The sequence below is a fragment of the Alistipes senegalensis JC50 genome, assembly GCF_025145645.1.
Classification (GTDB): Bacteria; Bacteroidota; Bacteroidia; order Bacteroidales; family Rikenellaceae; genus Alistipes; species Alistipes senegalensis.
On the sequence record NZ_CP102252.1, the window covers coordinates 2,394,487 to 2,417,676 of the forward strand.

22 protein-coding genes and 4 tRNA genes are annotated in these 23,190 nt (G+C 62.6%); 18 read left to right on the forward strand and 8 right to left on the reverse strand.

Going from position 1 to position 23,190, the window contains the following annotated elements:
- Positions 1 to 50 precede the first annotated feature (50 nt).
- From NQ519_RS09330 to NQ519_RS09385, 12 genes are all read left to right on the forward strand, one after another.
- A complete protein-coding gene (locus NQ519_RS09330; protein WP_227901141.1) occupies positions 51 to 410 on the forward strand; it encodes a hypothetical protein in 360 nt (119 codons plus the stop codon).
- Positions 411 to 518: 108 nt separating this feature from the next.
- On the forward strand, positions 519 to 869 hold the full coding sequence (locus NQ519_RS09335; RefSeq protein ID WP_010264732.1) for an NADH-quinone oxidoreductase subunit A: 351 nt from the start codon (positions 519 to 521) through the stop codon (positions 867 to 869).
- Positions 860 to 1,519 carry an NADH-quinone oxidoreductase subunit B gene (locus tag NQ519_RS09340; protein WP_019151414.1) on the forward strand — a complete coding sequence of 220 codons (660 nt, stop codon included), beginning with the start codon at positions 860 to 862 and terminating at the stop codon, positions 1,517 to 1,519. The genes NQ519_RS09335 and NQ519_RS09340 overlap by 10 nt, the downstream gene beginning before the upstream one ends.
- Positions 1,520 to 1,583: 64 nt before the next feature.
- Positions 1,584 to 3,131 (forward strand): NADH-quinone oxidoreductase subunit D-related protein, encoded by a 1,548-nt coding sequence (locus tag NQ519_RS09345; RefSeq protein WP_026076672.1) that lies wholly within the window; start codon positions 1,584 to 1,586, stop codon positions 3,129 to 3,131.
- 12 nt (positions 3,132 to 3,143) lie between these two features.
- Positions 3,144 to 4,220 carry an NADH-quinone oxidoreductase subunit NuoH gene (gene nuoH, locus NQ519_RS09350; protein ID WP_026076671.1) on the forward strand — a complete coding sequence of 359 codons (1,077 nt, stop codon included), beginning with the start codon at positions 3,144 to 3,146 and terminating at the stop codon, positions 4,218 to 4,220.
- A 2-nt stretch (positions 4,221 to 4,222) separates the two neighbouring features.
- On the forward strand, positions 4,223 to 4,663 hold the full coding sequence (locus NQ519_RS09355) for a 4Fe-4S binding protein (protein ID WP_019151411.1): 441 nt from the start codon (positions 4,223 to 4,225) through the stop codon (positions 4,661 to 4,663).
- Positions 4,664 to 4,666: 3 nt separating this feature from the next.
- On the forward strand, positions 4,667 to 5,176 hold the full coding sequence (locus tag NQ519_RS09360) for an NADH-quinone oxidoreductase subunit J family protein (protein ID WP_019151410.1): 510 nt from the start codon (positions 4,667 to 4,669) through the stop codon (positions 5,174 to 5,176).
- A gap of 13 nt (positions 5,177 to 5,189) precedes the next feature.
- Positions 5,190 to 5,498, forward strand: coding sequence for an NADH-quinone oxidoreductase subunit NuoK (nuoK, locus tag NQ519_RS09365; protein ID WP_019151409.1), 309 nt, complete (start codon positions 5,190 to 5,192; stop codon positions 5,496 to 5,498).
- A gap of 13 nt (positions 5,499 to 5,511) precedes the next feature.
- The gene (nuoL, locus tag NQ519_RS09370) at positions 5,512 to 7,404 is read left to right on the forward strand and encodes an NADH-quinone oxidoreductase subunit L (RefSeq protein WP_019151408.1); all 1,893 of its coding nucleotides are present in this window, start codon (positions 5,512 to 5,514) and stop codon (positions 7,402 to 7,404) included.
- A 13-nt stretch (positions 7,405 to 7,417) separates the two neighbouring features.
- Positions 7,418 to 8,902, forward strand: coding sequence for a complex I subunit 4 family protein (locus tag NQ519_RS09375; RefSeq protein WP_026076670.1), 1,485 nt, complete (start codon positions 7,418 to 7,420; stop codon positions 8,900 to 8,902).
- 6 nt (positions 8,903 to 8,908) lie between these two features.
- A complete protein-coding gene (locus NQ519_RS09380; protein ID WP_019151406.1) occupies positions 8,909 to 10,336 on the forward strand; it encodes an NADH-quinone oxidoreductase subunit N in 1,428 nt (475 codons plus the stop codon).
- 148 nt (positions 10,337 to 10,484) lie between these two features.
- The gene (locus NQ519_RS09385) at positions 10,485 to 12,032 is read left to right on the forward strand and encodes a glycosyltransferase family 39 protein (protein WP_026076669.1); all 1,548 of its coding nucleotides are present in this window, start codon (positions 10,485 to 10,487) and stop codon (positions 12,030 to 12,032) included.
- Here NQ519_RS09385 and NQ519_RS09390 read toward each other — a convergent pair whose 3' ends face one another.
- The 4 genes from NQ519_RS09390 to NQ519_RS09405 all read right to left on the reverse strand — a co-directional run bounded on the left by NQ519_RS09390 (position 12,033) and on the right by NQ519_RS09405 (position 16,667).
- Positions 12,033 to 12,503, reverse strand: coding sequence for a methylated-DNA--[protein]-cysteine S-methyltransferase (locus NQ519_RS09390; RefSeq protein WP_019151405.1), 471 nt, complete (start codon positions 12,501 to 12,503; stop codon positions 12,033 to 12,035).
- Entirely contained in the window at positions 12,500 to 14,632 is a 2,133-nt protein-coding gene (locus tag NQ519_RS09395; protein WP_026076668.1) for a S9 family peptidase, read from the reverse strand. Before NQ519_RS09395 ends, NQ519_RS09390 begins: the two co-directional genes overlap by 4 nt.
- Positions 14,633 to 14,787: 155 nt before the next feature.
- A complete protein-coding gene (locus tag NQ519_RS09400; protein ID WP_026076667.1) occupies positions 14,788 to 15,474 on the reverse strand; it encodes a hypothetical protein in 687 nt (228 codons plus the stop codon).
- A gap of 188 nt (positions 15,475 to 15,662) precedes the next feature.
- Positions 15,663 to 16,667 carry a glucosaminidase domain-containing protein gene (locus NQ519_RS09405; RefSeq protein WP_019151402.1) on the reverse strand — a complete coding sequence of 335 codons (1,005 nt, stop codon included), beginning with the start codon at positions 16,665 to 16,667 and terminating at the stop codon, positions 15,663 to 15,665.
- A 75-nt stretch (positions 16,668 to 16,742) separates the two neighbouring features.
- Between NQ519_RS09405 and NQ519_RS09410 the strand changes: the two genes are divergently transcribed.
- The gene (locus NQ519_RS09410) at positions 16,743 to 17,348 is read left to right on the forward strand and encodes a DUF4254 domain-containing protein (protein WP_019151401.1); all 606 of its coding nucleotides are present in this window, start codon (positions 16,743 to 16,745) and stop codon (positions 17,346 to 17,348) included.
- Positions 17,332 to 18,357 (forward strand): glycosyltransferase family 9 protein, encoded by a 1,026-nt coding sequence (locus NQ519_RS09415; protein ID WP_026076666.1) that lies wholly within the window; start codon positions 17,332 to 17,334, stop codon positions 18,355 to 18,357. Before NQ519_RS09410 ends, NQ519_RS09415 begins: the two co-directional genes overlap by 17 nt.
- A 54-nt stretch (positions 18,358 to 18,411) precedes the next feature.
- Here NQ519_RS09415 and NQ519_RS09420 read toward each other — a convergent pair whose 3' ends face one another.
- From NQ519_RS09420 to NQ519_RS09435, 4 genes are all read right to left on the reverse strand, one after another.
- Complete coding sequence (locus NQ519_RS09420) at positions 18,412 to 18,981, reverse strand: lipocalin-like domain-containing protein (protein WP_019151399.1); 570 nt, start codon at positions 18,979 to 18,981, stop codon at positions 18,412 to 18,414.
- Positions 18,982 to 18,993: 12 nt separating this feature from the next.
- Positions 18,994 to 20,379: an NADPH-dependent glutamate synthase gene (gene gltA / locus NQ519_RS09425; protein WP_019151398.1), complete on the reverse strand. Its 1,386-nt coding sequence runs from the start codon at positions 20,377 to 20,379 to the stop codon at positions 18,994 to 18,996.
- A 116-nt stretch (positions 20,380 to 20,495) separates the two neighbouring features.
- Positions 20,496 to 21,380 carry a sulfide/dihydroorotate dehydrogenase-like FAD/NAD-binding protein gene (locus tag NQ519_RS09430; RefSeq protein ID WP_026076665.1) on the reverse strand — a complete coding sequence of 295 codons (885 nt, stop codon included), beginning with the start codon at positions 21,378 to 21,380 and terminating at the stop codon, positions 20,496 to 20,498.
- A gap of 24 nt (positions 21,381 to 21,404) precedes the next feature.
- The gene (locus tag NQ519_RS09435) at positions 21,405 to 22,484 is read right to left on the reverse strand and encodes a DUF1573 domain-containing protein (protein ID WP_019151396.1); all 1,080 of its coding nucleotides are present in this window, start codon (positions 22,482 to 22,484) and stop codon (positions 21,405 to 21,407) included.
- Between the two features lie 125 nt (positions 22,485 to 22,609).
- Here NQ519_RS09435 and NQ519_RS09440 point away from each other — a divergent pair.
- The 4 genes from NQ519_RS09440 (at position 22,610) to NQ519_RS09455 (ending at position 23,155) form a co-directional block, all read left to right on the forward strand.
- A tRNA-Asn gene (locus NQ519_RS09440) sits at positions 22,610 to 22,683 on the forward strand.
- Positions 22,684 to 22,804: 121 nt separating this feature from the next.
- A tRNA-Val gene (locus tag NQ519_RS09445) sits at positions 22,805 to 22,879 on the forward strand.
- An 87-nt stretch (positions 22,880 to 22,966) separates the two neighbouring features.
- Positions 22,967 to 23,041, forward strand: a tRNA-Val gene (locus tag NQ519_RS09450).
- A 39-nt stretch (positions 23,042 to 23,080) separates the two neighbouring features.
- Positions 23,081 to 23,155 (forward strand) — tRNA-Val (locus NQ519_RS09455).
- The last annotated feature ends 35 nt before the right edge of the window (positions 23,156 to 23,190 follow it).

Below are 23,190 nucleotides of genomic sequence, written 5' to 3' on the forward strand. Positions count from 1 at the left end.
CTGCATAAAAGACCGTATCTTCGCATCGCATAAACTGCGATTCGGACGGAATGTTGGAACGGCTTCGATATGTCTTGATCCTGCTGCTCTTCGCTTTGGCGGGAAATCTCGGGGACACCTCGTTTCAGGATGCAGGCGGTGTACCGCCTGCGCTCGACGAGACGGTGACGGCGTGTCCTCCGGCAGCCGTCCGCAACTATTTCTCCGTGGCGCTCTGTTCGTGCAGCGCCTCGATCGAGGCCCCCGTCGTGCAGACGGACCAGAAGGCCGTCGTCCGGCAGCGCGCCGCCGTGCGCACCGCCGTCGATGCCGCGTTCGGAGTGCGCACCGCGATGCGCACCTATGCCCGGACCCTGCATGCCGATCCCGTGGATTATTACGTCTACTCGCTGGGGCGCATTCTGATTTAGCGTCCCTGCCCCCCCCCTTCGTCTTTTGTCTGTTTCTTCCGGGAGCGCTCTTCCCGGATTCGCGGCGTTTCGGGCGCCGGATAGATATAATTCGTAAAACAATCGCTTATGTATTTTACGCTGTTGGTGGTCGTTATCCTTACGGCCATTGCGCTGGTAGCTGTCGCGCTGGGCATCGCCCGCGCCATCTCGCCGCGCTCGTACAACCCCCAGAAGGGCGAAGCCTACGAATGCGGCATCCCCACGCGGGGCCGTTCGTGGATGCAGTTCAAGGTGGGTTACTACCTCTTCGCCATCCTTTTCCTGATGTTCGATGTCGAGACGGTGTTCCTCTTCTCGTGGGCCGTGGTCGTGCAGGAACTGGGCGTCTACGGACTGGTGAGCATCCTCTTTTTCTTGTTGGTACTGATTCTGGGCCTTGCCTACGCATGGCGGAAAGGAGCTTTGGAATGGAAATGATGAAGAGACCGAAAATCAAGTCGATGTCCTACGAGGATTTCAACGACAACGAATACATCGAACGGATGGTCGCCGAACTGCGCGAGGGCGGTGCCAACGTGCTGGTGGGGTGTCTGGACGAACTGATCGAGTGGGGCCGCAGCAACAGCCTCTGGCCCCTGACGTTCGCCACGAGCTGCTGCGGCATCGAGTTCATGGCCGTCGGCGCCGCGCGCTACGATTTCGCCCGGTTCGGGTTCGAAGTGGCCCGCGCCTCCCCGCGGCAGGCCGACTTCATCATGGTCGCCGGAACCATCACCCATAAGATGGCCCCGGTGCTCAAACGTCTCTACGACCAGATGGCCGATCCCAAATACGTGATCGCCGTGGGCGGCTGCGCCATCAGCGGAGGGCCTTTCAAACGGTCGTACCACGTGGTCGATGGCGTGGACAAGATCCTGCCCGTCGATGTCTACATCCCCGGGTGCCCGCCGCGCCCCGAGGCGATGCTCTACGGACTGATGCAGCTCCAGCGCAAGGTGAAGGTGCAGCGGTTTTTCGGCGGCGTGAACCGCCAGATCGGCCGGGAGGAGTACGAGGAACTGCTCCGGCGCGACCTGACGGCGGAAAAGAACGATCTCAATGTGGAAGGAGAAGAAAAACATGAATAACGACCTCTTGAATAAGATTACGGCCTGGGAGCCCCGCGCCGTACGGACCGAAGGCGGCGACGGGATGTTCACCGTTCCGGCGGACGGCTTTCACGATCTGGCCGGGCGTCTGCGGGCCGACGGGTTCGACTTCCTGCGCAGCCTCACGGGTATGGACTGGGGCGAGGCAGGTTTCGGCGTGGTCTATCATCTTGAAGCGACCGCGACGGGCGAGAACGTCGTGCTGCGGACGCTGACCCCCGACCGCGAGCGTCCGGTGCTGCCCTCGGTGTGCGACCTGTGGAAGGCCGCCGAGCTGAACGAACGCGAGGCGTTCGACTATTTCGGCATCCGCTTCCTGAACCATCCCGACATGCGGCGCCTGTTCCTGCGCGACGACTGGGCGGGACACCCCCTGCGCAAGGATTACGACCCGGCGCAGAACCCCCTGCGCATGAGCAACGAGGTGTCGAAGGACAGCTCGCCGACCTACGAACTGCAACCCGACGGCAGCTATATCCGCAAGCGCAACGTGCTCTTCGAGGAGGATGAGTACGTCATCAACATCGGCCCCCAGCACCCGGCGACGCACGGTGTGCTGCGTTTCCGCGTGTCGCTCGAAGGCGAGATCATCCGCAAACTCGACGTTCACTGCGGCTACATCCACCGCGGCATCGAGAAGATGTGCGAGGAGCTGACCTATCCCCAGACGCTGGCCCTGACGGACCGCCTCGACTATCTCGGGGCCGCGCAGAACCGCCATGCGCTGTGCATGTGCATCGAGAAGGGGTTGGGCGTGGAGGTGCCGGAGCGCGTGCAGTACATCCGCACGATCATGGACGAGTTGCAGCGCATCGACTCGCACCTGCTCTTCTTCTCCTGCCTCTGCATGGACATGGGGGCCCTGACGGCTTTCTTCTACGGCTTCCGCGACCGCGAGAAGGTGCTCGACATCCTCGAACAGACCACCGGAGGGCGTCTGATCCAGACCTACAACACCATCGGCGGCGTGCAGGCCGACATCCACCCCGATTTCGTGCGCAAGACCAAGGAGTTCATCGCCTACATGCGTCCCAAACTGCGCGAATATCACGAGGTGTTCACGGGCAACGTCATCGCGCAGGAGCGTCTGAAAGGCACCGGCGTGCTGACGCGCGAGGATGCCGTTTCGTTCGGCGCCACGGGCGGCACGGGGCGCGCCTCGGGATGGGCCTGCGACGTGCGCAAGCGCCATCCCTACGCCGCTTACGGCAAGGTGGATTTCGAGGAGGTGCTCTTCACCGAGGGCGACTGCTTCGCCCGCTACATGGTCCGCATGCGCGAGATCGAGCAGAGCATGAACATCATCGAACAGCTGATCGACAACATTCCCGAGGGCGAATACCAGTTGAAAATGAAGCCCGTGATCCGCATTCCCGAGGGCAGCTACTACGCCGCCGTCGAGGGGAGTCGCGGCGAGTTCGGGGTCTTCATCGAGAGCCGGGGCGACAAGTTCCCCTACCGCATGAAGTTCCGTTCGACGGGCCTGCCGCTCGTTTCGTGCCTGGAGACCATCGCCCGGGGGACGAAGATCGCCGACCTGATCGCCATCGGCGGCACGCTGGACTACGTGGTTCCGGATATTGACAGATAAAAAAGAGACACTATGTTCGACTTTTCAATAATTACAAGCTGGGTGCACTCGCTGCTCACCTCCCTGATGCCCCTCGGACTGGCCGTCTTCGTCGAATGCGTCGTGGTCGGCCTCTGCCTGCTGCTGATGTACGCGGTGATCGCCGTCGTGATGATCTTCATGGAACGCAAGGTCTGCGCGGCTTTCCAATGTCGCCTGGGCCCGGTGCGCGTGGGTTTCTGGGGGCTGTTGCAGGTCCCTGCCGACGTGCTGAAGATGCTCACCAAGGAGATCATCACCATCCGCCGCTCGGACAGGTTTCTGTATAACCTCGCTCCCTACATCGTCATTCTGGCCTCGGTGCTGGCCTTCGCCTGCCTGCCCGTGAGCAAGGGACTGGAGGTGCTGGACTTCAACGTGGGGGTCTTTTTCCTGATGGCCGCCTCGTCCATCGGCGTGGTCGGCATCCTGCTGGCCGGGTGGAGCTCCAACAACAAGTATTCGCTGATCGGCGCCATGCGGAGCGGTGCCCAGATGATCTCCTACGAGCTTTCGATCGGCCTCTCGATCCTCACGATCGTCGTGCTGACCGACACCATGCAGTTCTCCGAGATCGTGGCCCGGCAGGCCGACGGATGGTTCCTCTTCAAGGGCCACCTCCCGGCGTTCGTCGCCTTCGTGATCTACCTCATCGCGGGCAACGCCGAGGTCAACCGCGGGCCGTTCGATCTCCCGGAGGCCGAATCGGAACTGACGGCGGGCTACCACACCGAGTATTCGGGCATGCACTTCGGCCTGTTCTACGTCGCTGAGTTCGTCAACCTGTTCATCGTCGCGGGCGTCGCCGCCACCATCTTCCTCGGGGGCTGGATGCCGCTGCACGTCGCGGGCTGGGAGGGCTTCAACGCTGCGATGGACTGCATCCCGGGCTTCGTGTGGTTCTTCGCCAAGGCTTTCTTCGTGGTGGGGCTGCTGATGTGGATCAAGTGGACCTTCCCGCGCCTGCGCATCGACCAGATCCTGACCCTCGAATGGAAGTATCTGGTGCCCATCGGCCTGGCGAACCTGCTGCTGATGGTCATCGTCGTCGTATTCAAACTGCATTTTTAGCCATGAGCAACTATATCAAAGGAGTGTTTCACGGCGTGGGAACCCTGATGACCGGCATGAAGGTCACGCTGAAGGAGTTCTTCACCCCGAAAGTCACGGAACAATACCCCGAGAACCGGGCGGCATTGAAGATGTACGACCGTTTCTGCGGCGAGCTGACCATGCCCCACGACGCCGAGGGCCGCAACAAGTGCATCGCCTGCGGCCTGTGCCAGTCGGCCTGCCCCAACGGCACCATCCGCCTCACGACCGAGACGGTCGTCGATCCCGAAACGGGCAAGAGCAAAAAACGGCTGGCGCGTTACGAATACGATCTCGGGTCGTGCATGTTCTGCCGGCTGTGCGTCAACGCCTGCCCGACGGGCGCCATCCGCTTCTCGACCCGTTTCGAGCATGCGGTCTACACGCGCGAAAAACTTGTCAAACAACTCAACAAGCAGTAAGTCATGGAAATAACACTCGAATTCATCGTCTTCGTCATTCTGGCGCTGTTCATCGGCGTCAGCGCGATACTCGCCGTGACGACCAAGCGCATCCTGCGCGCTGCGACCTACCTGCTGTTCGTGCTTTTCGGCACGGCGGGCATCTATTTCCAGCTCAACTACTCGTTTCTCGGGGCCGTGCAGCTGCTGGTCTACGCCGGCGGCATCACGGTGCTCTACGTCTTCTCGATCCTGCTGACCTCGAGTCAGGGCGACAAGGCCGAGGACCTGAAAGGCTACAAGCTCTTCGCGGGACTGGCCGCCACGCTGGCGAGCCTCGGCATCTGCCTCTGGGTGATGCTCCGGCACGACTTCAATCCCTCGCATTTCGAGCACGGCGAACTGCACGTGCAGACCATCGGGCACGCGCTGATGAGCCCGGAAAAGTACGGCTACGTACTGCCTTTCGAGGTCATCAGCATCCTGCTGCTGGCCTGCATCGTCGGCGGAATCCTCATCGCACGCAAACGCTAAAACAACTACGGCTATGATAAAAATGGAATATTACCTTGTCGTCTCCACGATCCTGATGTTCGTGGGCATCTACGGGTTCGTCACGCGGCGCAACCTGCTGGCGATGCTGATCTCCGTGGAGCTGATTCTCAACTCGGTGGACATCAATTTCGTGGTGTTCAACCGCTTCCTCTTCCCCGAACAGCTCGAAGGCTTCTTCTTCACGCTCTTCGCCATCGGCATCAGCGCGGCGGAGACCGCCGTGGCCATCGCCATCATCATCAACATCTACCGCAACATCCGCAACATCGAGGTCAAGAGCCTGCGGGAGATGAAGTGGTAACAAACGCTTCGCTATGGAATATACGATCCTGATACTTTTGCTGCCGTTCGTGAGCTTCCTCGTGCTGGGGCTCGCGGGCATGAAGATGCGCCCCGTCGCAGCGGGCCTCGTCGGCACGGCCGTGCTGGCCGCGGTGGCGCTGCTGAGTTATTACACGGCTTTCGAATACTTCTCGGCCGGGCGCGACGCCGCGGGCGCGTTCCCGACCCTCGTCCCGTGGAACACCGTGTGGCTGCCCATCGGCGGGGAGCTGCACATCGACCTGGGCATCCTGCTCGATCCGATCTCGGTGATGATGCTCGTGGTGATCTCCACGGTCTCGCTGATGGTCCACGTCTACTCGCTGGGCTACATGAAGGGCGAACGGGGTTTCCAGCGCTACTATGCCTTCCTCTCGCTCTTCACGATGAGCATGATGGGGCTGGTGGTCGCCACCAACATCTTCCAGATGTACCTCTTCTGGGAGCTGGTGGGCGTGAGCTCCTACCTGCTGATCGGCTTCTACTACACGAAGCCGGAGGCCGTGGCCGCGTCGAAGAAGGCTTTCATCGTGACGCGCTTCGCCGACCTGGGCTTCCTCGTCGGCATCCTCGTCTACGGCTACTACGCCGGGACCTTCTCCTTCACGCCTGCGGCGCAGACCCTCGCGGCCGCCGGGGCGATGATCCCGCTGGCTCTGGGGCTGATGTTCGTCGGCGGTGCGGGCAAGAGCGCCATGTTCCCGCTGCACATCTGGCTGCCCGACGCTATGGAGGGCCCGACGCCCGTGTCGGCGCTGATCCATGCCGCCACGATGGTCGTGGCGGGCGTCTACCTCGTGGCGCGGATGTTCCCGCTCTTCATCGGCTACGCTCCCGAGGTGTTGCATTGGACGGCCTATGTCGGGGCCTTCACGGCGCTTTACGCCGCCGTCGTGGCCTGCGTGCAGAGCGACATCAAACGGGTGCTGGCGTTCAGCACCATTTCGCAGATCGGCTTTATGATCGTGGCGCTGGGCGTCTGCACCTCGGCCGATCCCCACACGGGCGGACTGGGCTACATGGCCTCGATGTTCCACCTCTTCACCCACGCGATGTTCAAGGCCCTGCTGTTTCTCGGCGCGGGGTGTATCATCCATGCGGTGCACTCCAACGAGATGTCGGCGATGGGCGGCCTGCGGCGTTACATGCCGCTGACCCATGCGACGTTCCTCGTGGCGTGCCTCGCCATTGCGGGCATCTGGCCCCTGAGCGGATTCTTCTCCAAGGACGAGATACTGACCGCCTGTTTCGCCTTTTCGCCCGTAATGGGGTGGACGATGACCGCCATTGCGGGCCTCACGGCGTTCTACATGTTCCGCCTCTACTACGGCATCTTCTGGGGCACCGAAAACCGCGAACTCCATGCCGCGCATACGCCGCACGAAGCTCCGCTGACGATGACCCTGCCGCTCGTGTTCCTCGCGGCGGTGACCTGCGTCGCTGGATTCATACCTTTCGGGAAGTTCGTTTCGAGCGACGGCGCGGCCTACGCCATCCATATCGACCGGGGCGTCGCTGCCGTCAGCCTCTGCGTGGCCGCCGCGGCCATCGCGCTGGCGACGTGGATGTACGCCCGCGATAAACAGCCCGTGGCGGACAGGCTGGCCGCGACGTTCAGCGGCCTGCACCGCGCGGCCTACCGCCGTTTCTACATCGACGAGGTTTATCAGTTCATCACCCACCGCGTGATCTTCGCCTGCATCTCGACGCCCGTCGCGTGGTTCGACCGCCACGTGGTCGATGGCTTCATGGACCTCCTTGCCCGGGGCGCCAACGGCGCCGCCTGGCTCATCCGCGACATGCAGAGCGGCAGCGTGCAGCGTTACTGCATCTGGTTCCTCGGCGGTGCGCTGAGCCTCACGATCCTGATCCTTTTAATCTGCTAATCGGAAAGTCGTTATGAATATACTATCCCTCTTCCCGGCCGTCCCGCTCGTGATGATGCTGGGGTTGTGGCTCTCGAAATCGACGCGGCAGATCCACGCCGTGATGGTCGCCGGCTCCTCGCTGCTCCTGGCGCTGGCCGTCGTGCTCGTGGTGCAGTACCTCGGGCTGCGCGGCGCGGGCGAGACGGCCCCGATGCTCTTCACCGCCAGCCGCGTGTGGTATGCGCCGCTCAATATCCACTACGCCGTGGGCGTCGATGGCATTTCGGTGGCGATGCTCCTGCTGTCGGCCATTATCGTCTTCACGGGCACGTTCGCATCGTGGCAGATGAAAACCGATGTCAAAGCCTATTTCCTCTGGTTCTGCCTGCTGAGCGTGGGCGTCTTCGGGTTCTTCGTTTCGGTGGACCTCTTCACGATGTTCATGTTCTACGAAGTGGCGCTGATCCCGATGTATCTGCTGATCGGTGTCTGGGGCAGCGGCCGCAAGGAGTATGCGGCCATGAAACTCACGCTGATGCTCATGGGCGGTTCGGCGCTGCTGCTGATCGGCATTCTGGGCATCTATTTCGGCGCGGGTGCCACGACGATGAACATTCAGGAGATTGCTGCCCTGCACAACATCCCGCTGTCGTTGCAGCGCATCTGGTTCCCGCTGGTGTTCGTGGGCTTCGGCGTGCTGGGGGCCCTGTTCCCGTTCCACACATGGAGCCCCGACGGCCACGCCTCGGCCCCGACGGCCGTGTCGATGCTCCACGCCGGGGTGCTGATGAAGCTGGGCGGATACGGCTGCTTTCGGGTGGCCATGTACCTCCTGCCCGACGCTGCGCAGGAGCTGAGCTGGATATTCATCGTCCTGACGACGGTTTCGGTCGTCTACGGTGCTTTCGCGGCCTGCGTGCAGACCGACCTGAAGTACATCAACGCCTACTCCTCGGTGTCGCACTGCGGGCTGGTGCTCTTCGCCGTGCTGATGATGAACACCGCGGCCGGCACGGGCGCCGTGCTCCAGATGCTGAGCCACGGCCTGATGACGGCCCTCTTCTTCGCCCTGATCGGCATGATCTACGGCCGCACCCACACGCGCGACATCCGCCAGCTGGGCGGACTGATGAAGGTGATGCCCTTCCTTGCGGTGGGTTACGTGATCGCGGGCCTCGCCAACCTCGGACTCCCGGGCCTGAGCGGCTTCGTGGCCGAGATGACCATCTTCAACGGTGCGTTCATGCACGCCGACACGTTCCACCGCGTGGTCACGGTCGTCGCCTGCACGTCGATCGTCATCACGGCGGTCTACATCCTGCGCGTCGTCGGGAAGATCCTCTACGGCACGTGCGACAACCCCGGGCACCTCAAACTCACCGACGCCACGTGGGACGAACGCCTTTCGGTCGTCTGCCTCGTCGCGGCCATCGCCGGCATGGGGCTCGCGCCGCTGTGGGTGAGCGACATGATCCGCGGCAGCGTTTCGGAAATCATTGCACACATTTTGAGTTAAGCGACTATGGATTACACCTCGATATTTACGCTGATGCGGGCCGAAGTGACCCTCACGGCAATCCTCGTCCTCGTATTTCTCTACGACCTCGTCGCCGGGGAGCGCGGACGCCGCCGGTTTTCGGCCGTGGTCTGCGGCCTGCTCGCTGTGCAGACGGCGGTCTGCCTCCTTCCGGGCGGAGAGGGCGAAGCGTTCGGCGGGATGTTTCAGTACCATCCGATGCACGGCATCGTCAAGGGCATTCTCGCCGCGGGTGCACTCGTCGTCTGCTTACAGGCGAACACCTGGCTGCGGCGCGAGGATACGCGCCACAAGCAGGGCGAATTCTACATCCTGACCCTCTCGACGCTGCTGGGCATGTATTTCATGATCGGCGCAGGCAATTTCCTGCTCTTCTTCATCGGGCTGGAGCTGGCCTCGGTGCCGGCGGCCTGTCTGGTGGCTTTCGACAAATACAAGCGCTATTCGGCCGAGGCCGGAGCCAAGTACATCCTCTGCGCGCTGTTTTCGAGCGGCCTGATGCTCTACGGCATCTCGTTCCTCTACGGAACCACCGGAACGCTCTATTTCGGCGACATGGCGGCCCGCCTCGACGGTTCGCCGCTGCAGGTGATGGCGCTGGTCTTCTTCTTCTCGGGGCTCGGGTTCAAGATCTCGCTCGTGCCGTTCCACCTCTGGACCGCCGACACCTATCAGGGGGCGCCCACGGCGGTGACCTCCTACCTTTCGGTGGTGTCGAAGGGCGCCGCGGCGTTCGTGCTGCTGGCGGTGCTCGTGAAGGTCTTCGCGCCGATGGTCCGGGAGTGGCAGACGCTGCTTTGGATCGTCACCGTGCTGAGCATCACCGTCGCCAACCTCTTCGCCATCCGGCAGAAGGACCTTAAACGCTTCATGGCCTTTTCGTCCATCTCGCAGGCCGGCTATATCATGTTGGCCGTCATCGGCGGTAGCGCCCTCGGCATGACCTCGCTGGTCTTCTACGTGCTGGTCTACATGGCCGCGAACCTCGCGGTGTTCGGCGTCCTGTCGGCCGTCGAGCAGCAGACCGGCGGCAAGGTGGGGATGGAGGACTACAACGGTTTCTACAAGACCAATCCCCGGCTGGCGGTGGGGATGACGCTCGCGCTCTTCTCGCTGGCGGGAATCCCGCCCTTCGCGGGCTTCTTCTCGAAATTCTTCGTCTTCGCGGCGGCTTTCGAGGGCGGATTCCGCTGGCTGGTCTTCATCGCGCTGATCAACACCGTGATCTCGCTCTACTACTACCTGCTGATCGTCAAGGCGATCTACATCACCCCCAACGATACGCCGATCGCCGCGTTCCGCACCGACCGCTGCACGCGCATCGGTCTGGCAGTTTGCATGGCCGGGGTGTTGCTGCTGGGCGCCGTGAGCGCCGTTTACGACGGCATCAACCTCTTCGCGTTCGGGCTCTGATCCCGGACCCGGACGGCATGTGCGGGGCGCGGAAAACCGCGCCCCGCGCTTTCGACGGAGCCCCCGGACGGGGCATATTTCGCCCGGGAGTGCGGAATTTGCGGGATTTGTCGTATTTTTGCAACCGAAACAACGCTGAACAGGATTGATGATCTCTTTCGAACGCCTCGGAATTACCCCCCCCCGCCTGATTTGGGCCGGGTGTCTGGTCACGCTGCTATACGCCGCTTTCAGCCTGGGCACCTACCATCCCGACGAACATTTCCAGATACTCGAATACGCCCATATGAAGCTCTTCGGGACCCCTACGCCGGATCATCTGCCGTGGGAGTACCTCTTGCAGATGCGCCCCGGCATACAGCCGTTCGTGGCGTGGGCCGTCGGGAAAGGACTGCTGGCCGCGGGGATCTATTCGCCCTTCGCCGTGGTTTTCGTGCTCCAGTTGCTGAGCGGAGCCCTTTCGGCCGCCGCGCTGCTGTTCTTCTACCGCACGGTGCGCGATGACCTGCGCGACGAGAATGCCCGCTGCTGGTTCCTGCTGCTGGGATTTTTCCTTTGGTACCTGGCCTACCTCCACGTCCATTTCAACGCCGAGATGATCTCGGGCAACCTGCTCCTGCTGCTGGCGGCGCTCACGATGCGCTGCCATAGGGCCGTGGGCCGGCGGGAGTTCGGCCGGGGCGTGCTGCTGGGCATGACCGCGGGACTGACTTTCGCGGTGCGGTTCCAGATGGGATTCGCGCTGTTGGGCTACGGCATCTGGCTGTTGGTGTTCCACCGCCGCCGGAAGCTCTATGCCGGGATGGTTCCGGGCGTTCTGGTCGTGCTGGCGCTCGGGATGCTGACCGACCGCTGGCTCTACGGCGAGTGGACCCTTACGCCGGTGAACTACCTGCGCGAGAACATCCTCAACGAGAATATGCTCAAATTCGGGACCTCGCCGTGGTGGTACTACTTCACCGAGCCGTTCACCGAGGGCGGCTATGTCTACGGACCGTTGGCGCTGGTTGCTGCGGTTTGGTTCTTTTGGCGCCGTCCCCGGCATGTCGTGACGTGGATGCTCGTGCCGTTCCTGCTGGTGCACTTCTTTCTGGGGCACAAGGAGCTGCGGTTCTTCTTCCCGGCGCTCTTCTTCGCCCCCTGGTTCATCGTGCTGATGTTCCGCGAGCTGCCCCGCAGGTGGTTCGGGGCCCGGGTCTGGCGTTACGTGCTGGGAGCGCTCGTCGCGGTCAACGCGGGCATCATGGGCTACTGCCTGGCGCAGCCCCGTCCGGAGATCTGTTTCTACAAGATGATGCAGGAGTATTGCCGCGGCAAAAAGGAGGTCGTGGCCCTCGGGCTGGTTCCCACGGGCGTCGGATACGGGTATATCGAGGATATTTTGGAACCCGGCCGCATCGTGGAGATCCGGTTCTACATGCCCCGGAACCTCCGGCCGCTCTGTTTCGACACGCAGGAGGCGCTCGAAGCGGCGGTTCCCGCGTTGCAGGCCCCGGACCGGCAGCTGATGGTGCTTTCGCACTGCTGGTGGCTGGACACGGAACTGTCCCTGCCGCTGAAAAAAGTCCCCTGGCGCCCCTATCCCGACTGGCTGGTGCGCTGTTTCAATTTCAACGACTGGACGCGCTTCGGCGCCCGCTATATGGGTGTCTGGGAGGTGGAACCGACGGCCGCGGCCGCTCCGGAAGCCGTCTGACTACCGTTTCTCCAGCGCGAGCAGCTGCTCCTTAACGTCGAGGCCCCCGGCATATCCCGTGAGCTTGCCGTCGTAGCCGATGACCCGGTGGCAGGGGACGACGATCACGATCGGATTGCGGTTGTTGGCCATGCCGACGGCCCGGAACGACTGGTTGTGGCCGATCTGGATGGCGATCTGTTTGTAGGTGCGGGTCTCGCCGTAGGGGATGGTGCGCAGCGCCTCCCAGACCTTCTGCTGGAAAGGCGTCCCTTCGGGGGCGAGGGGCAGCGTGAATTTGCGCCGCGAGCCTGCGAAATACTCCCCGATCTCTTCGGAGGCCTTGCGCAGCAGGGGAGTGGCTTCCGCCGCGGTGCAGCGTGCGGAGCCCTCCGGGACCTCCGTGCCGAATCGGATGGCCGTCACGGCTTTCTTCGTCGCCGTGACCGTCAGCGGGCCGATCGGCGTTTCGAGTTGCATGGAATACGTCATAAATTCTTCAGGGTGTAATCAATCATTTTCTGTCTTATGTGTGCCGTTGCGTCGGGCAACATCGAGTGATTCTGATCGGGATACACCATCATGTCGTACTGCTTGCCGGCGCGGTTCAGCGCCCGGGTCATCTCCACGGTGTTCTGGAAATGGACGTTGTCGTCGGCCGTGCCGTGGATGATCAGCAGGCGCGTCCGCTTGTCGTCGAGCATCCGCGCGAAGTTGATCGGCGAATTGTCGTCGTAACCCGCGGCGTTGTACTGCGGGAGGTTGTTGTAAATTTCGGTGTAGATCGTGTCGTAATAGCGCCACGAGGTGACGGGCGCCACGGCGATCGCCATGCGGAACAGCCCGTGCCCCTTCATGGCGCAGCTCAGGGCCATGAATCCGCCGTAGGACCAGCCGTAGATGCCGATGCGCGCGGGGTCCACCCAGGGCTGCGACGCCATGTAGCGGGCCGTCGAGATCTGATCCTCGGTTTCGAGGGCTCCCAGGCGTCCGTAGGTGAGTTTCTTGAACTTCTCGCCCCGGAATCCCGTGCCGCGGCCGTCGGCACAGACCACGATATAGCCTTTGTCGGCCAAAGCATCCTCCCAGTCCAGCGACCAGCGGTCGCGGACCGACTGTGAGCCGGGGCCCGAATATTGCGTCAGCAGCACGGGATAGCGCTGCGAGGGGTCGAAGCCGCGGGGTTTGACGATGCAGGCGTTGAGCGTGTCGCCGCGCTCGGTCGTGAATGTGAAGAACTCCTTGACGGGGCGTTCCGATGCCGCCAGCTCCTCGCGCAGCTTGCGGCTGTCGGCCAGCGTGCGGATCACCCGGCCTTCGGCGTCGCAGACCTCCGTGACGTTGGGCGTCGCGGCGTTGGAGAAGGTGGTGATGAAGTATTTCATGCCGGGAGCCGGGGCGGCGGTGTAGTAGCCTTCGCCCGCGGTGAGGCGCCGCTTGTCCTTGCCGTCGAGACGTATGCTGTAAAGGTTGCGGCGCAGCGGCGAGGTCTCGGTCGAGAGGTACCAGACGCGTTTGCCGTCGCATCCCACGACCTCGGTGACCTCCCAGTCGCCCCGGGTCACCTGTCCGAGAATGCCCCGGCGGAGGCTGTACAGGTAGAGGTGCATGAATCCCGTGTGGCTCTCCTGCCGCACGAGGAAGCGGTCCTTGTCGATGAACGTCACGGTCTTGTCATCGACCCGTTCGACATACTGCCGGGCGCGTTCCTCGTAGACCGTGCGCTGGGCTCCGTGGGGCTCGCAGACGATCATTTCGAAGGTGTTCTGACGCCGGTTGAGGCGGTAATACCAGGGCCGTCCGTCGGGCGTCCACCCGATGCGGGGGATGTACTGGTCGGTTTCGGGACCCGTGTCGATGCGCTCCTTCGCACCGGTCGAGAGGTCCGCCACCCAGAGCTGGACCACCGAATTGCGTTCCCCGGCCTTGGGGTATTTGAACGAGTAGGCCCGGTTGTAGAGCTTGCCGTCGAAGCGCATCATCTCCATCAGCGGCACTTCGCTTTCGTCGAAACGCAGGTAGGCGATGCGGCGGCTGTCGGGCGAGAAGGCGTAGGCGCGCGTGATGCCGAACTCCTCTTCGTAGACCCAGTCGGTCGTGCCGTTGATGACCTGATTCCACGCTCCGTCGTCGGTGATGCGGCGCGTGGTCTGCGCGGCGATGTCGTAGACGTAGAGGTCGTTGCCGTCGGAGTAGGCGATGCGCTGTCCGTCGGGCGAGAACGAGGCGTCGCGCGGCGCTTCGGCCTGCCGCAGCACGGGCTGCACGCGGTTGTCGCGGATGAGCGAATAGGAGGTGGTGTAGGAGTGGCGGTAGATGGGTTTGCGCCCCGAGGCGACGAGGATCGTCCGCTCGTCGGGCGAAAAGAGGTAGTCGCTGATAATCAGATCGGGCGCGGGCGACGGGAGCAGGCTCTCGCCGGGAGCATCCGTGGCATAGCTGTAACGGAGTATATTGTTTTTTTCGAGCGTGGTGTAGTGCTCGCCGTCGGCCGTGGGGCGGATGCCGCGCACCGATTCGTTCAGGCTGCGCAGGCGGGCGATTCCGGCGTATTCGTTCTGGGCGTATGCTGTCCCGGTTGCCAATAGCAGTCCGGAAAGAATAATTAATTTGTTTATCACGGTTGTTCTGTCTTTTTTGCGTTGCAGCGTAAGTCCCCTCCGAGGAGGGGATTTAGGGGTGGGTCAGATTTGTAAACGCCACCCGTGGCGGCGACTGCGACCGGCGGATACGCAAATTCGGTGCGGGACCGGATTTTGTTTCAGTTCCCGGTTGCTTAAATGTCCTCTATGTCGAAATCGTAGCCCAGCCGCTTGCCGGTCACGAATTTCGAATTGTCCATCTTGGTGTTGAACTGATCGACCGTCACGCGCTTGTTCTCCTCGTAGGGAGGCATCAGCAGGTCGAAGTTCAGCGCGAAGTCGATCGCCGATTCGAGAATCGGCACCAGCGCGTCGCGGTCCAGCTCCTCCCGGCCGAAATCCGCGGCCCGCATCGAGGTCTGCTGCTTGCCTTCGACGAAGTAGCGGCGTTCGCGGTTGATGAAGATGCGGCCGATCAGATACCCTTCGTCGGCGTTGCGGTTGAACTTGAACGAGTCGGAAAGGAAGTTGTAGATGTTGACCAGTCCGCAGTAGGAGTTCTCGCGGTCGGCCGCGACGTAGGGATTCTGCCAGATGGGGTGCCCGTCTTCGAATTCGAAAACGTCGGTGTGCATCTGGAAGATCAGGATGTCGTTGGCGACTTGCAGCTGGGCTTCGAACTTGCCGCGGTCGCGGTATTCGAGGCGCACGCGGCGGTCGAGTTTGCCGTCCAGCTCGTCGTCCATCTCCGAGGCCATCTCGAACAGCGTCTCTTTCAGGGTGTTGAATGCCGCGAACGAGTTGTCGAAGACCTTCTGTTTGAGGGTCGATTTGCGGATGATCGTATCGAGTATCCTGGCTCTCAGCGGGGTTGTTTCCATATGTTTCAGTTTATCGTTTGTTCGTTTTTCGGTCCGGTTCGCGCCTGTGCCGGTCGCCGCCTTCGGCGTCGTTTGCAAATCCGACTCACCCCCAAACCCCCGCCCCAGGCGGGGGCTTGCGTGCCCCGGCCCTTCGGCAGGCTCAGGGACCGGCGGCAAAATCGGCGTGTCGGGCGGTTTCTGCTTTTTTACTTTATCCGTATCTGGCGCCCCTGTTCCAGCTCCTCGCCGGGCCTGAGCTTGTTGAGCTTTTCGATCGACCGCGTGCGGATGGCGTAGGACTGGCCGACGGAGTAGGCCGTCTCGCCCCGGCGCGCGATGTGGTGCCGGGAGTTGCCCGTCCAGCGCTTCTTCTTGCGCTCGATGTAGACCGTCTCGCCCGGCACGGGCTGCGCCTGCTTGTCTTTCAGATCGTTGAACTTGCGCAGGTTGCGCGGCGAAATGCGGAATTTGCGGCCGATGTTCTCGAACGTGTCGTTCTCCTTGGCCGTGACGTAGTGCACGCCGTTGGTGGCATAGACGTTGTAGCCCGCATGGGCGTTGATCGTCACGCGGTAGTTGTCCGGATCGACGGCCGTTCCGGCCTCGGCCGTGCGTTCCACGCTGCTCTGCTCTGCGAACCACTCCTCGGGGTCGCGCGGAAGCCCGTAGCGCGTGGCGTAGAGGCGCATGCCGTCGGGACGGTCCAGCAGGTAGAGCTGGTTCTCCTCGATGACCCGCACGAGCCGCTGGGCGTAGTCGGGGGCCGTGGCGTATCCGGCGGCCTTCAGACCCCGCGCCCAGCTCTTGTAGTCGTCGGACGGATAGGCGAAGAGCGAGTCGTAGCGCGGCTGCGAGTCGAGAAACTCGGCGTGGTCCTGGTAGGAGGCTTCGACCGAGGGGTACGAACGGAAACATTCGCCCTTGGCGTCGTCGTCGTGGTAGACCTTCTCGCCGGTCCAGTTGCGCTTGCACTTGATGCCGAAGTGGTTGTTGGACTTCATCGACAGCAGGCTGTTGCCGCAGTCGGATTCGAGGATGCCCTGCGCCATGGTGATGCTTGCCGGGATGCCGTAGCGCTCCATGTGGGCCACGGCGATCGACATGTAGCGGCTGATGTATTCTTCGCGTGTCTGGCGCACCTGCGCCCCGAGCTGCACCGCGCAGCAGAGGAGGATTCCCGCGAGGGATATTGCTTTTTTGGAAAAAGTCATTATCTTTGTTTAACAGTTACCGACAAAGGTATAATTTTCCGATGAAAATAACAATAATCGAATAAACCCTAAGCTATGTTTACCGAAAACGCGAATCGTATTTTCAACCGTTCTATCGAAGATTATCACCGCTGGGACGATGTCGATCATCCGATCGACAATCCCTATGCTCCGGGAACGATCGACCACCTGCTTTATCATAAGAACTGGATCGACACCGTGCAGTGGCATCTGGAGGACATCATCCGCGATCCGGAGATCGACCCGGCCGAGGCGCTGAAGATCAAGCGCCGCATCGACAAGTCGAACCAGGACCGCACGGACATGGTGGAGTACGTGGATTCCTACCTGCTGGACAAATACAAGGAGGTCGTGCCGGCGCCCGACGCCCGGCTGAACACCGAAACCCCGGCGTGGGCCATCGACCGGCTGTCGATCCTCGCCCTGAAAATCTATCATATGGCGCGCGAGGCGGAGCGCACGGATGTCGATGACGAACACCGTGCGGCCTGCCGGAAGAAGCTCGGCGTGCTGTTGTCGCAGCAGGCCGACCTTTCGCGGGCCATCGAGGAGCTGATCGAGGACATCGAAGCGGGTCGCAAGTACATGAAAACCTACAAGCAGATGAAGATGTACAACGACCCGGCGCTGAATCCGGTACTCTATGGGCAGAAGAAATAGGGAGCTGCCGCGTCATCTGCTGGTGCTGCGGACCTCGGCGATGGGCGATGTGGCGATGCTGCCGCATGCGCTCCGGGCGCTGATGTCGGCCTATCCCGACCTGCGGGTCACGGTGGCGACGCGGCCGATGTTCAAACCCTTCTTCGAGGGGCTCGGCGTGGATTTTCTCGATGTCGATCTCAAAGGCGTCCACCACTCCCTGCGGGGCATGTGGCGGCTGGCGGCCGAGGCCCGGCGGCTGGGCGTGGACGCCGTGGCCGACGTGCACGACGTGCTGCGCTCCCGGGCGTTCCGCCTGTCGATGACTCTCCACGGCATCCCCGTGGCCTTCATCCACAAGGGCCGCGCGGAAAAACGGCGGTTCATCCGCTGCGGAAGCCGCGGCATGGAGCCGCTGCGCCACACCGTGCTGCGCTACTGCGACACGTTCCGGCGGCTGGGGTTCGTGTTCGATGATCCGGAGCCGGTCCGCCGGCAGGAGCGGCCCGATCCGTTCGGCCCCAAGGAGGGCGTCTGGGTGGGCTTCGCGCCGTTTTCGGCCCAGCGGGGCAAGACCTATCCCGAAGAGCTGAGCCGCGAGGCGGTGCGGCTGCTGGCGGAGCGTTACGACCGGGTCTTCATCCACGGCGGCGGAGGCGGCGAGCAACGCTTCGCCGAGGAGATGGAGCGCACGTATCCCAACGTCACGGCGTTGTTCGGCAAGGTCGGCCTCGACGGGGAGATGGACCTGATCGCCGACCTCGACTGCGTGGTGTCGATGGATTCGCTGGTCATGCACCTCGCGGCGCTCGTGGCGACGCCCGTGGTGTCGGTGTGGGGAGCGACGCATCCCGGGCTGGGATTTCTGGGCTACGGGTGCGATCCGCGGGGCGTGCTGCAAGCCGACATGGCGTGCCGTCCCTGTTCGGTATTCGGCAGCAAGCCCTGCCGCTACGGCGACTACCGCTGTCTGAAAGCCGTGCCCCCCGCGATGATCGCCGAACGGGTCCGGCTGCTTGTCGGACGATGACGAAACGAAAAAGCCTCCGGACGACCGGAGGCTCTTTTTTTGCCGCAGCCGCGGTTAATCGGCTTTGGTGTAGACCGTTCCGGTTCCCTCGATCGTCAGGGTGTATTTGCCCTCGGCGTCCTTGGTGATCACGCCCGTCTCGGTGAAGCCGATGGTCTGGCCGTTGCCGATGCTCTCTCCTTTGAGCAGGATTTTGTCGGCCTCGCCCTGGAGCTCCCACGACGTGTAGACCAGCGTGGCCATGTTGATCGACTGCGCAACGCCTTCGATCCGGATTTCGACGCCCATCACGCCCTCGGGGTCGATCGGATCGGGCATCGTCCACCGGCCTATGGCTTCGGCGTAGGTGGGGTCGGTGGCGATCTTCGTGGCCGCGGCGCCGTCCTCCAGTTTGCCCGTGTAGTCCACGACGACCGGAGCGCCCGGCAGCAGGCCGTTGGCCTCGCTCTTGTCGGCGTCCGTCGTCGAGAAGGTGTAGGTGATGTCGGCTGTCGGTGCCTTGACGGTGACGGTGTTCATCGAAGCGTCGGCGATGAAGCCCTCGAAAAACTTCGGGGTATTGTCGGCGCAGGCTGCCAGCCCGCAGAGGGCCGCGGCAGTCGTCAGGAGTTTGATGCTTTTCATTGGCTTGTATTGTTAACGTTTTTTGATGTATTCGTCGATCGCCCGGGCCGCCGTGCGTCCGGCGCCCATAGCCAGAATCACCGTCGCGGCGCCCGTCACGGCGTCGCCTCCGGCGAAGACGCCCTTGCGGGTGGTGGCTCCGTGCTCGTCGGCCGTGATGCATCCCCGGCGGTTGGTTTCGAGACCTTCGGTCGTCGCCGCCAGCAGCGGGTTGGGCGAGGTGCCCAGCGCCATGATGACCACGTCGCAGGCGATCTCGAACTCCGAGCCCTCCTTCACCACCGGCGACCGGCGGCCGCTTTCGTCGGGTTCGCCCAACTCCATCTCCACGCACCGCAGACCCGTCACCCAGCCCTGCTCGTCGCCGAGGACCTCGGTGGGGTTGGTCAGCATGCGGAAGCGGATGCCCTCCTCGCGGGCGTGGTGGACCTCTTCGACGCGCGCCGGGAGCTCCTTTTCCGAACGGCGGTAGACGATCGTCGCCTCGGCGCCCAGCCGCCGGGCCGTGCGCACGGCGTCCATCGCCACGTTGCCGCCGCCCACGACCACCACGCGCCGTCCGACGTAGATCGGGGTGTCGTACTCCTTGTCATAGGCGTGCATCAGGTTGGCCCGCGTGAGGAATTCGTTGGCCGAGACCACGCCGTTGAGGTTCTCGCCCGGGATGCCCATGAAGCGGGGCAGTCCGGCGCCCGAGCCGATGAAAACGGCGCCGTAACCCTCTTCGTCCAGCAGCGAGTCGATCGTCACGGTGCGGCCCACGATCACGTCGGTCTCGATCTCGACGCCCAGCCGCTCGACCTGAGCGATCTCGCGCGCCACGATGCGCTCCTTCGGGAGGCGGAACTCGGGGATGCCGTAGACCAGCACGCCGCCCACCTTGTGCAGCGCCTCGAAGATCTTCACGGTGTAGCCCATCCGCGCCAGATCGCTGGCGCAGGCCAGTCCGGCCGGGCCGCTGCCGATGACGGCCACTTTGCGGCCGTTGCGCACGGCGGCGGGCTGTACGGGTGCGCCGTGTTCGAGTTTCCAGTCGCCGACGAAGCGTTCCAGCTTGCCCACGGCCACCGGTTCGCCCTTGATGCCCAGGACGCACGACCCTTCGCACTGGCTCTCCTGCGGGCAGACGCGGCCGCAGATCGAGGGCAGCGAACTGTCCTCGGAGATGATGTCGGCGGCCTCCTGCAACCGGCCTTCGTGCAGGGCGGCGATGAAGTCGGGGATGCGGATGCCCACGGGGCAGGCCGCCACGCAGCGGGGATTCTTGCAATGCAGACAGCGCGAGGCTTCGAGTGCGGCCTCTTCGAGGTCGTAGCCGTAGCAGACCTCTTCGAAATTGGCGGCCCGGATCGCCGGGTCCTGTTCGCGCACGGGGACGCGGGGTATTTTGTTTGCCATAACTTTAGATCAGGTGAAAGGTGAAAAGTAAAAGGTTAAAAGTGGAATGAGACTGGTACGGTCTGTAATGACCCATAAAATACCTTTCACATTTCACTTTTAATCTTTAACCTGTTTTACTTGTCCAATCCGATTTTACATACGTGTCCCGCCTCGCGCTCGGCTTCGATGGCCGCGGCGCGCTGCTCCTGGTTGCGGTACATGCCCTGACGGCGCATCGCCTCGTCGAAATCGACTTCGTGGGCGTCGAACTCCGGGCCATCGACGCACGTGAAGCGCGTCCGTCCGCCGACCGTCACGCGGCAGGCGCCGCACATGCCCGTGCCGTCAACCATCAGCGCGTTGAGCGACACGGTGGTCTTCAGTCCGTATTTCTTCGTGGTGAGGGCCACGAACTTCATCATGATCATCGGCCCGATGGCCACGCATTCGTCGTAGTGCCGGCCCTGTCGCTCGACGAGTTCTTCGACCACCTGCGTCACCAGCCCCTTGAAACCCTCCGAACCGTCGTCGGTGGCGATGTAGAGGTTTTCGGCCACGGCCCGCATGGCGTCGGTGTAGATCAGCATGTCGCGCGTCTTCGCGCCGATGATGACATCGGCTTCGACGCCGTGTTCCCGGAGCCATTTGACCTGCGGATAGACCGGGGCCGTGCCCACGCCGCCCGCCACGAAGAGGTAGCGCCGTTTGCGGAGCTCTTCGACGGGCATTTTGACGAACTCCGAGGGGTGGCCCAGCGGCCCTGCGAAGTCGGCGAGGGCGTCGCCCTGTTCGAGTGCGCAGATTTTGCGCGTCGAGGCGCCGATGGCCTGCGTGACGATCGTCACGCTGCCCTCCGCGGCGTCGAAGTCGGAGATCGTGAGCGGAATGCGCTCGCCGTGTTCGTCGCTGCGCACGATGACGAACTGTCCGGGCTGCGCCGAACGCGCTACGCGCGGTGCGAGGATCTTCATCAGCCAGATGCCTTCCGCGAGGCTTCGTTTTTCAAGAATGGGGTACATTGTGTCGTATTAAGCGTTTGTGTGTCACTCTTCGATGATCGCCGTGATCCGCAGCCGCCGCATTGGCCGCACGGGATCGTTGGTCACCACCACGAGGTGCTCGGTCAGGACGCCGAAATCCTGCGTCCCGGGGTCGAGGAGCACCTCGGCCCGGTAGGAACCTCCCGGAGCCACCGTCTGGCCCGGTGCGAGCGTCGTGGCGATGTGTCCTTCGCCCTCCACGGCCCGGACGATCAGTTCGGCTTCGCCCGTGTTCGAGAGCGTGAACGACAGCTTCCGGCGCGGGCCCGCATGCTTCACCGGTCCAAATTTAAGGATATTTTCCGAAAATTCGGCCCTCGGGGTCTTTTGTGTCGCGTCGGCAGGCCGCGGATCGACGCCGATGCCGTGCGCAACGATCGTCGTGCCGTTGCTGCGGCCGTCAACGGCGACTTCCAGCGCGTCGCGCAGGGTGCCGTAGCGGGGTTTGTCGGCCGGGATGAGGTAGGAGAGGTTGATCTCGCCCCGCTGGCCCGGCGCGATCCGCTGCGGGGCGTCGATGCTGAGCAGGCCGCTTGCGCTCTGCGGACGCAGCGAGAGGCGGATCGTGCGGTCCGAGGCGTTGGCGTAGCCGATCGCCCCCTGCGTCTGCCGCCCCTGATATATATAGGAGAAGGCGCTGAGCGTCGCGGCCAGCCGCAGGCCCCCGCCGGCATCGACCGGGTAGAGCTCTTCGAGGCTCTTTTCGCGGGGCGTGACATTGCCCTGCACGGTGATCGAGGCGACTTTCTTCCGTTCGTCGGAATAGATCCACAGCTCCTTGGTGAAGGTGCCGGGGCGGTTCGTGGGGTCGTACGTGACGGTGATCTGCGTCGTGCCGCCCGGGGTGACGGGACGGCGCGAGAATTCGGGCGCCGTGCAGCCGCAGGAGGTCACCACGTCGAGGATCACCAGCGGCTTGTCGCCGCGGTTGACGCCCGTGAAAGTGTGGCTGACGCGGCCGTCGCTCTCGCGGATGGTGCCGAAATCCCAGGTGTCGGGTTCGAAGACCAGACGCGCCTGCGCGGCGGCGGAAAGGGCGGCGAACGCCGCGATAATGAGGAGTATGGTTCGTTTCGCTGACATCGGTTCGGTTGTTGCGGGACATGCAAAGATACTTTTTTTGCGAAAAATTCGTGCAATAATTTTGCAGGAATGAATTTTTGCTCTATATTTGCACTCCGAAACGATGAAACAACTCGTTTTCGAATGCCTGAATAGCTCAGTTGGTTAGAGCACATGACTGTTAATCATGGGGTCCTAGGTTCAAGTCCTTGTTCAGGCGCAGATGCGCGAGGGTTGCGTAAAGGTTCTTTCAAGAATGCGCCTGCAAGGGGTTGTCCGTAAAAGGATGGTCCGGAATGGGCGATCGGAAGATTGCCTTTGCAGTCCCAAGCCATTTTTAGGGGAGCTTAGCTCAGTTGGTTCAGAGCGTCTGCCTTACAAGCAGAGGGTCGGGGGTTCGAATCCCTCAGCTCCCACGAAGCCACCGCAGGATAAGGGTGGCTTTTTTGTCGGCCTTGCGGCCGCCCATATATTTCCACTTTCCCGCAAGGGAGAGTTTTCTCGGGAGCTTAGCTCAGTCGGTTCAGAGCGTCTGCCTTACAAGCAGAGGGTCGGGGGTTCGAATCCCTCAGCTCCCACAAGGTTACAACCATCTCGGAAGATGGTTTTTTTATGCAGGGAGCATAGCTCAGTTGGTTTAGAGCGCCTGCTCGACAAGCAGGAGGTCAGCGGTTCAAATCCGCTTGTTCCCACCGATGAAAAAAGTCTTTCAGGATTTTCTGGAAGA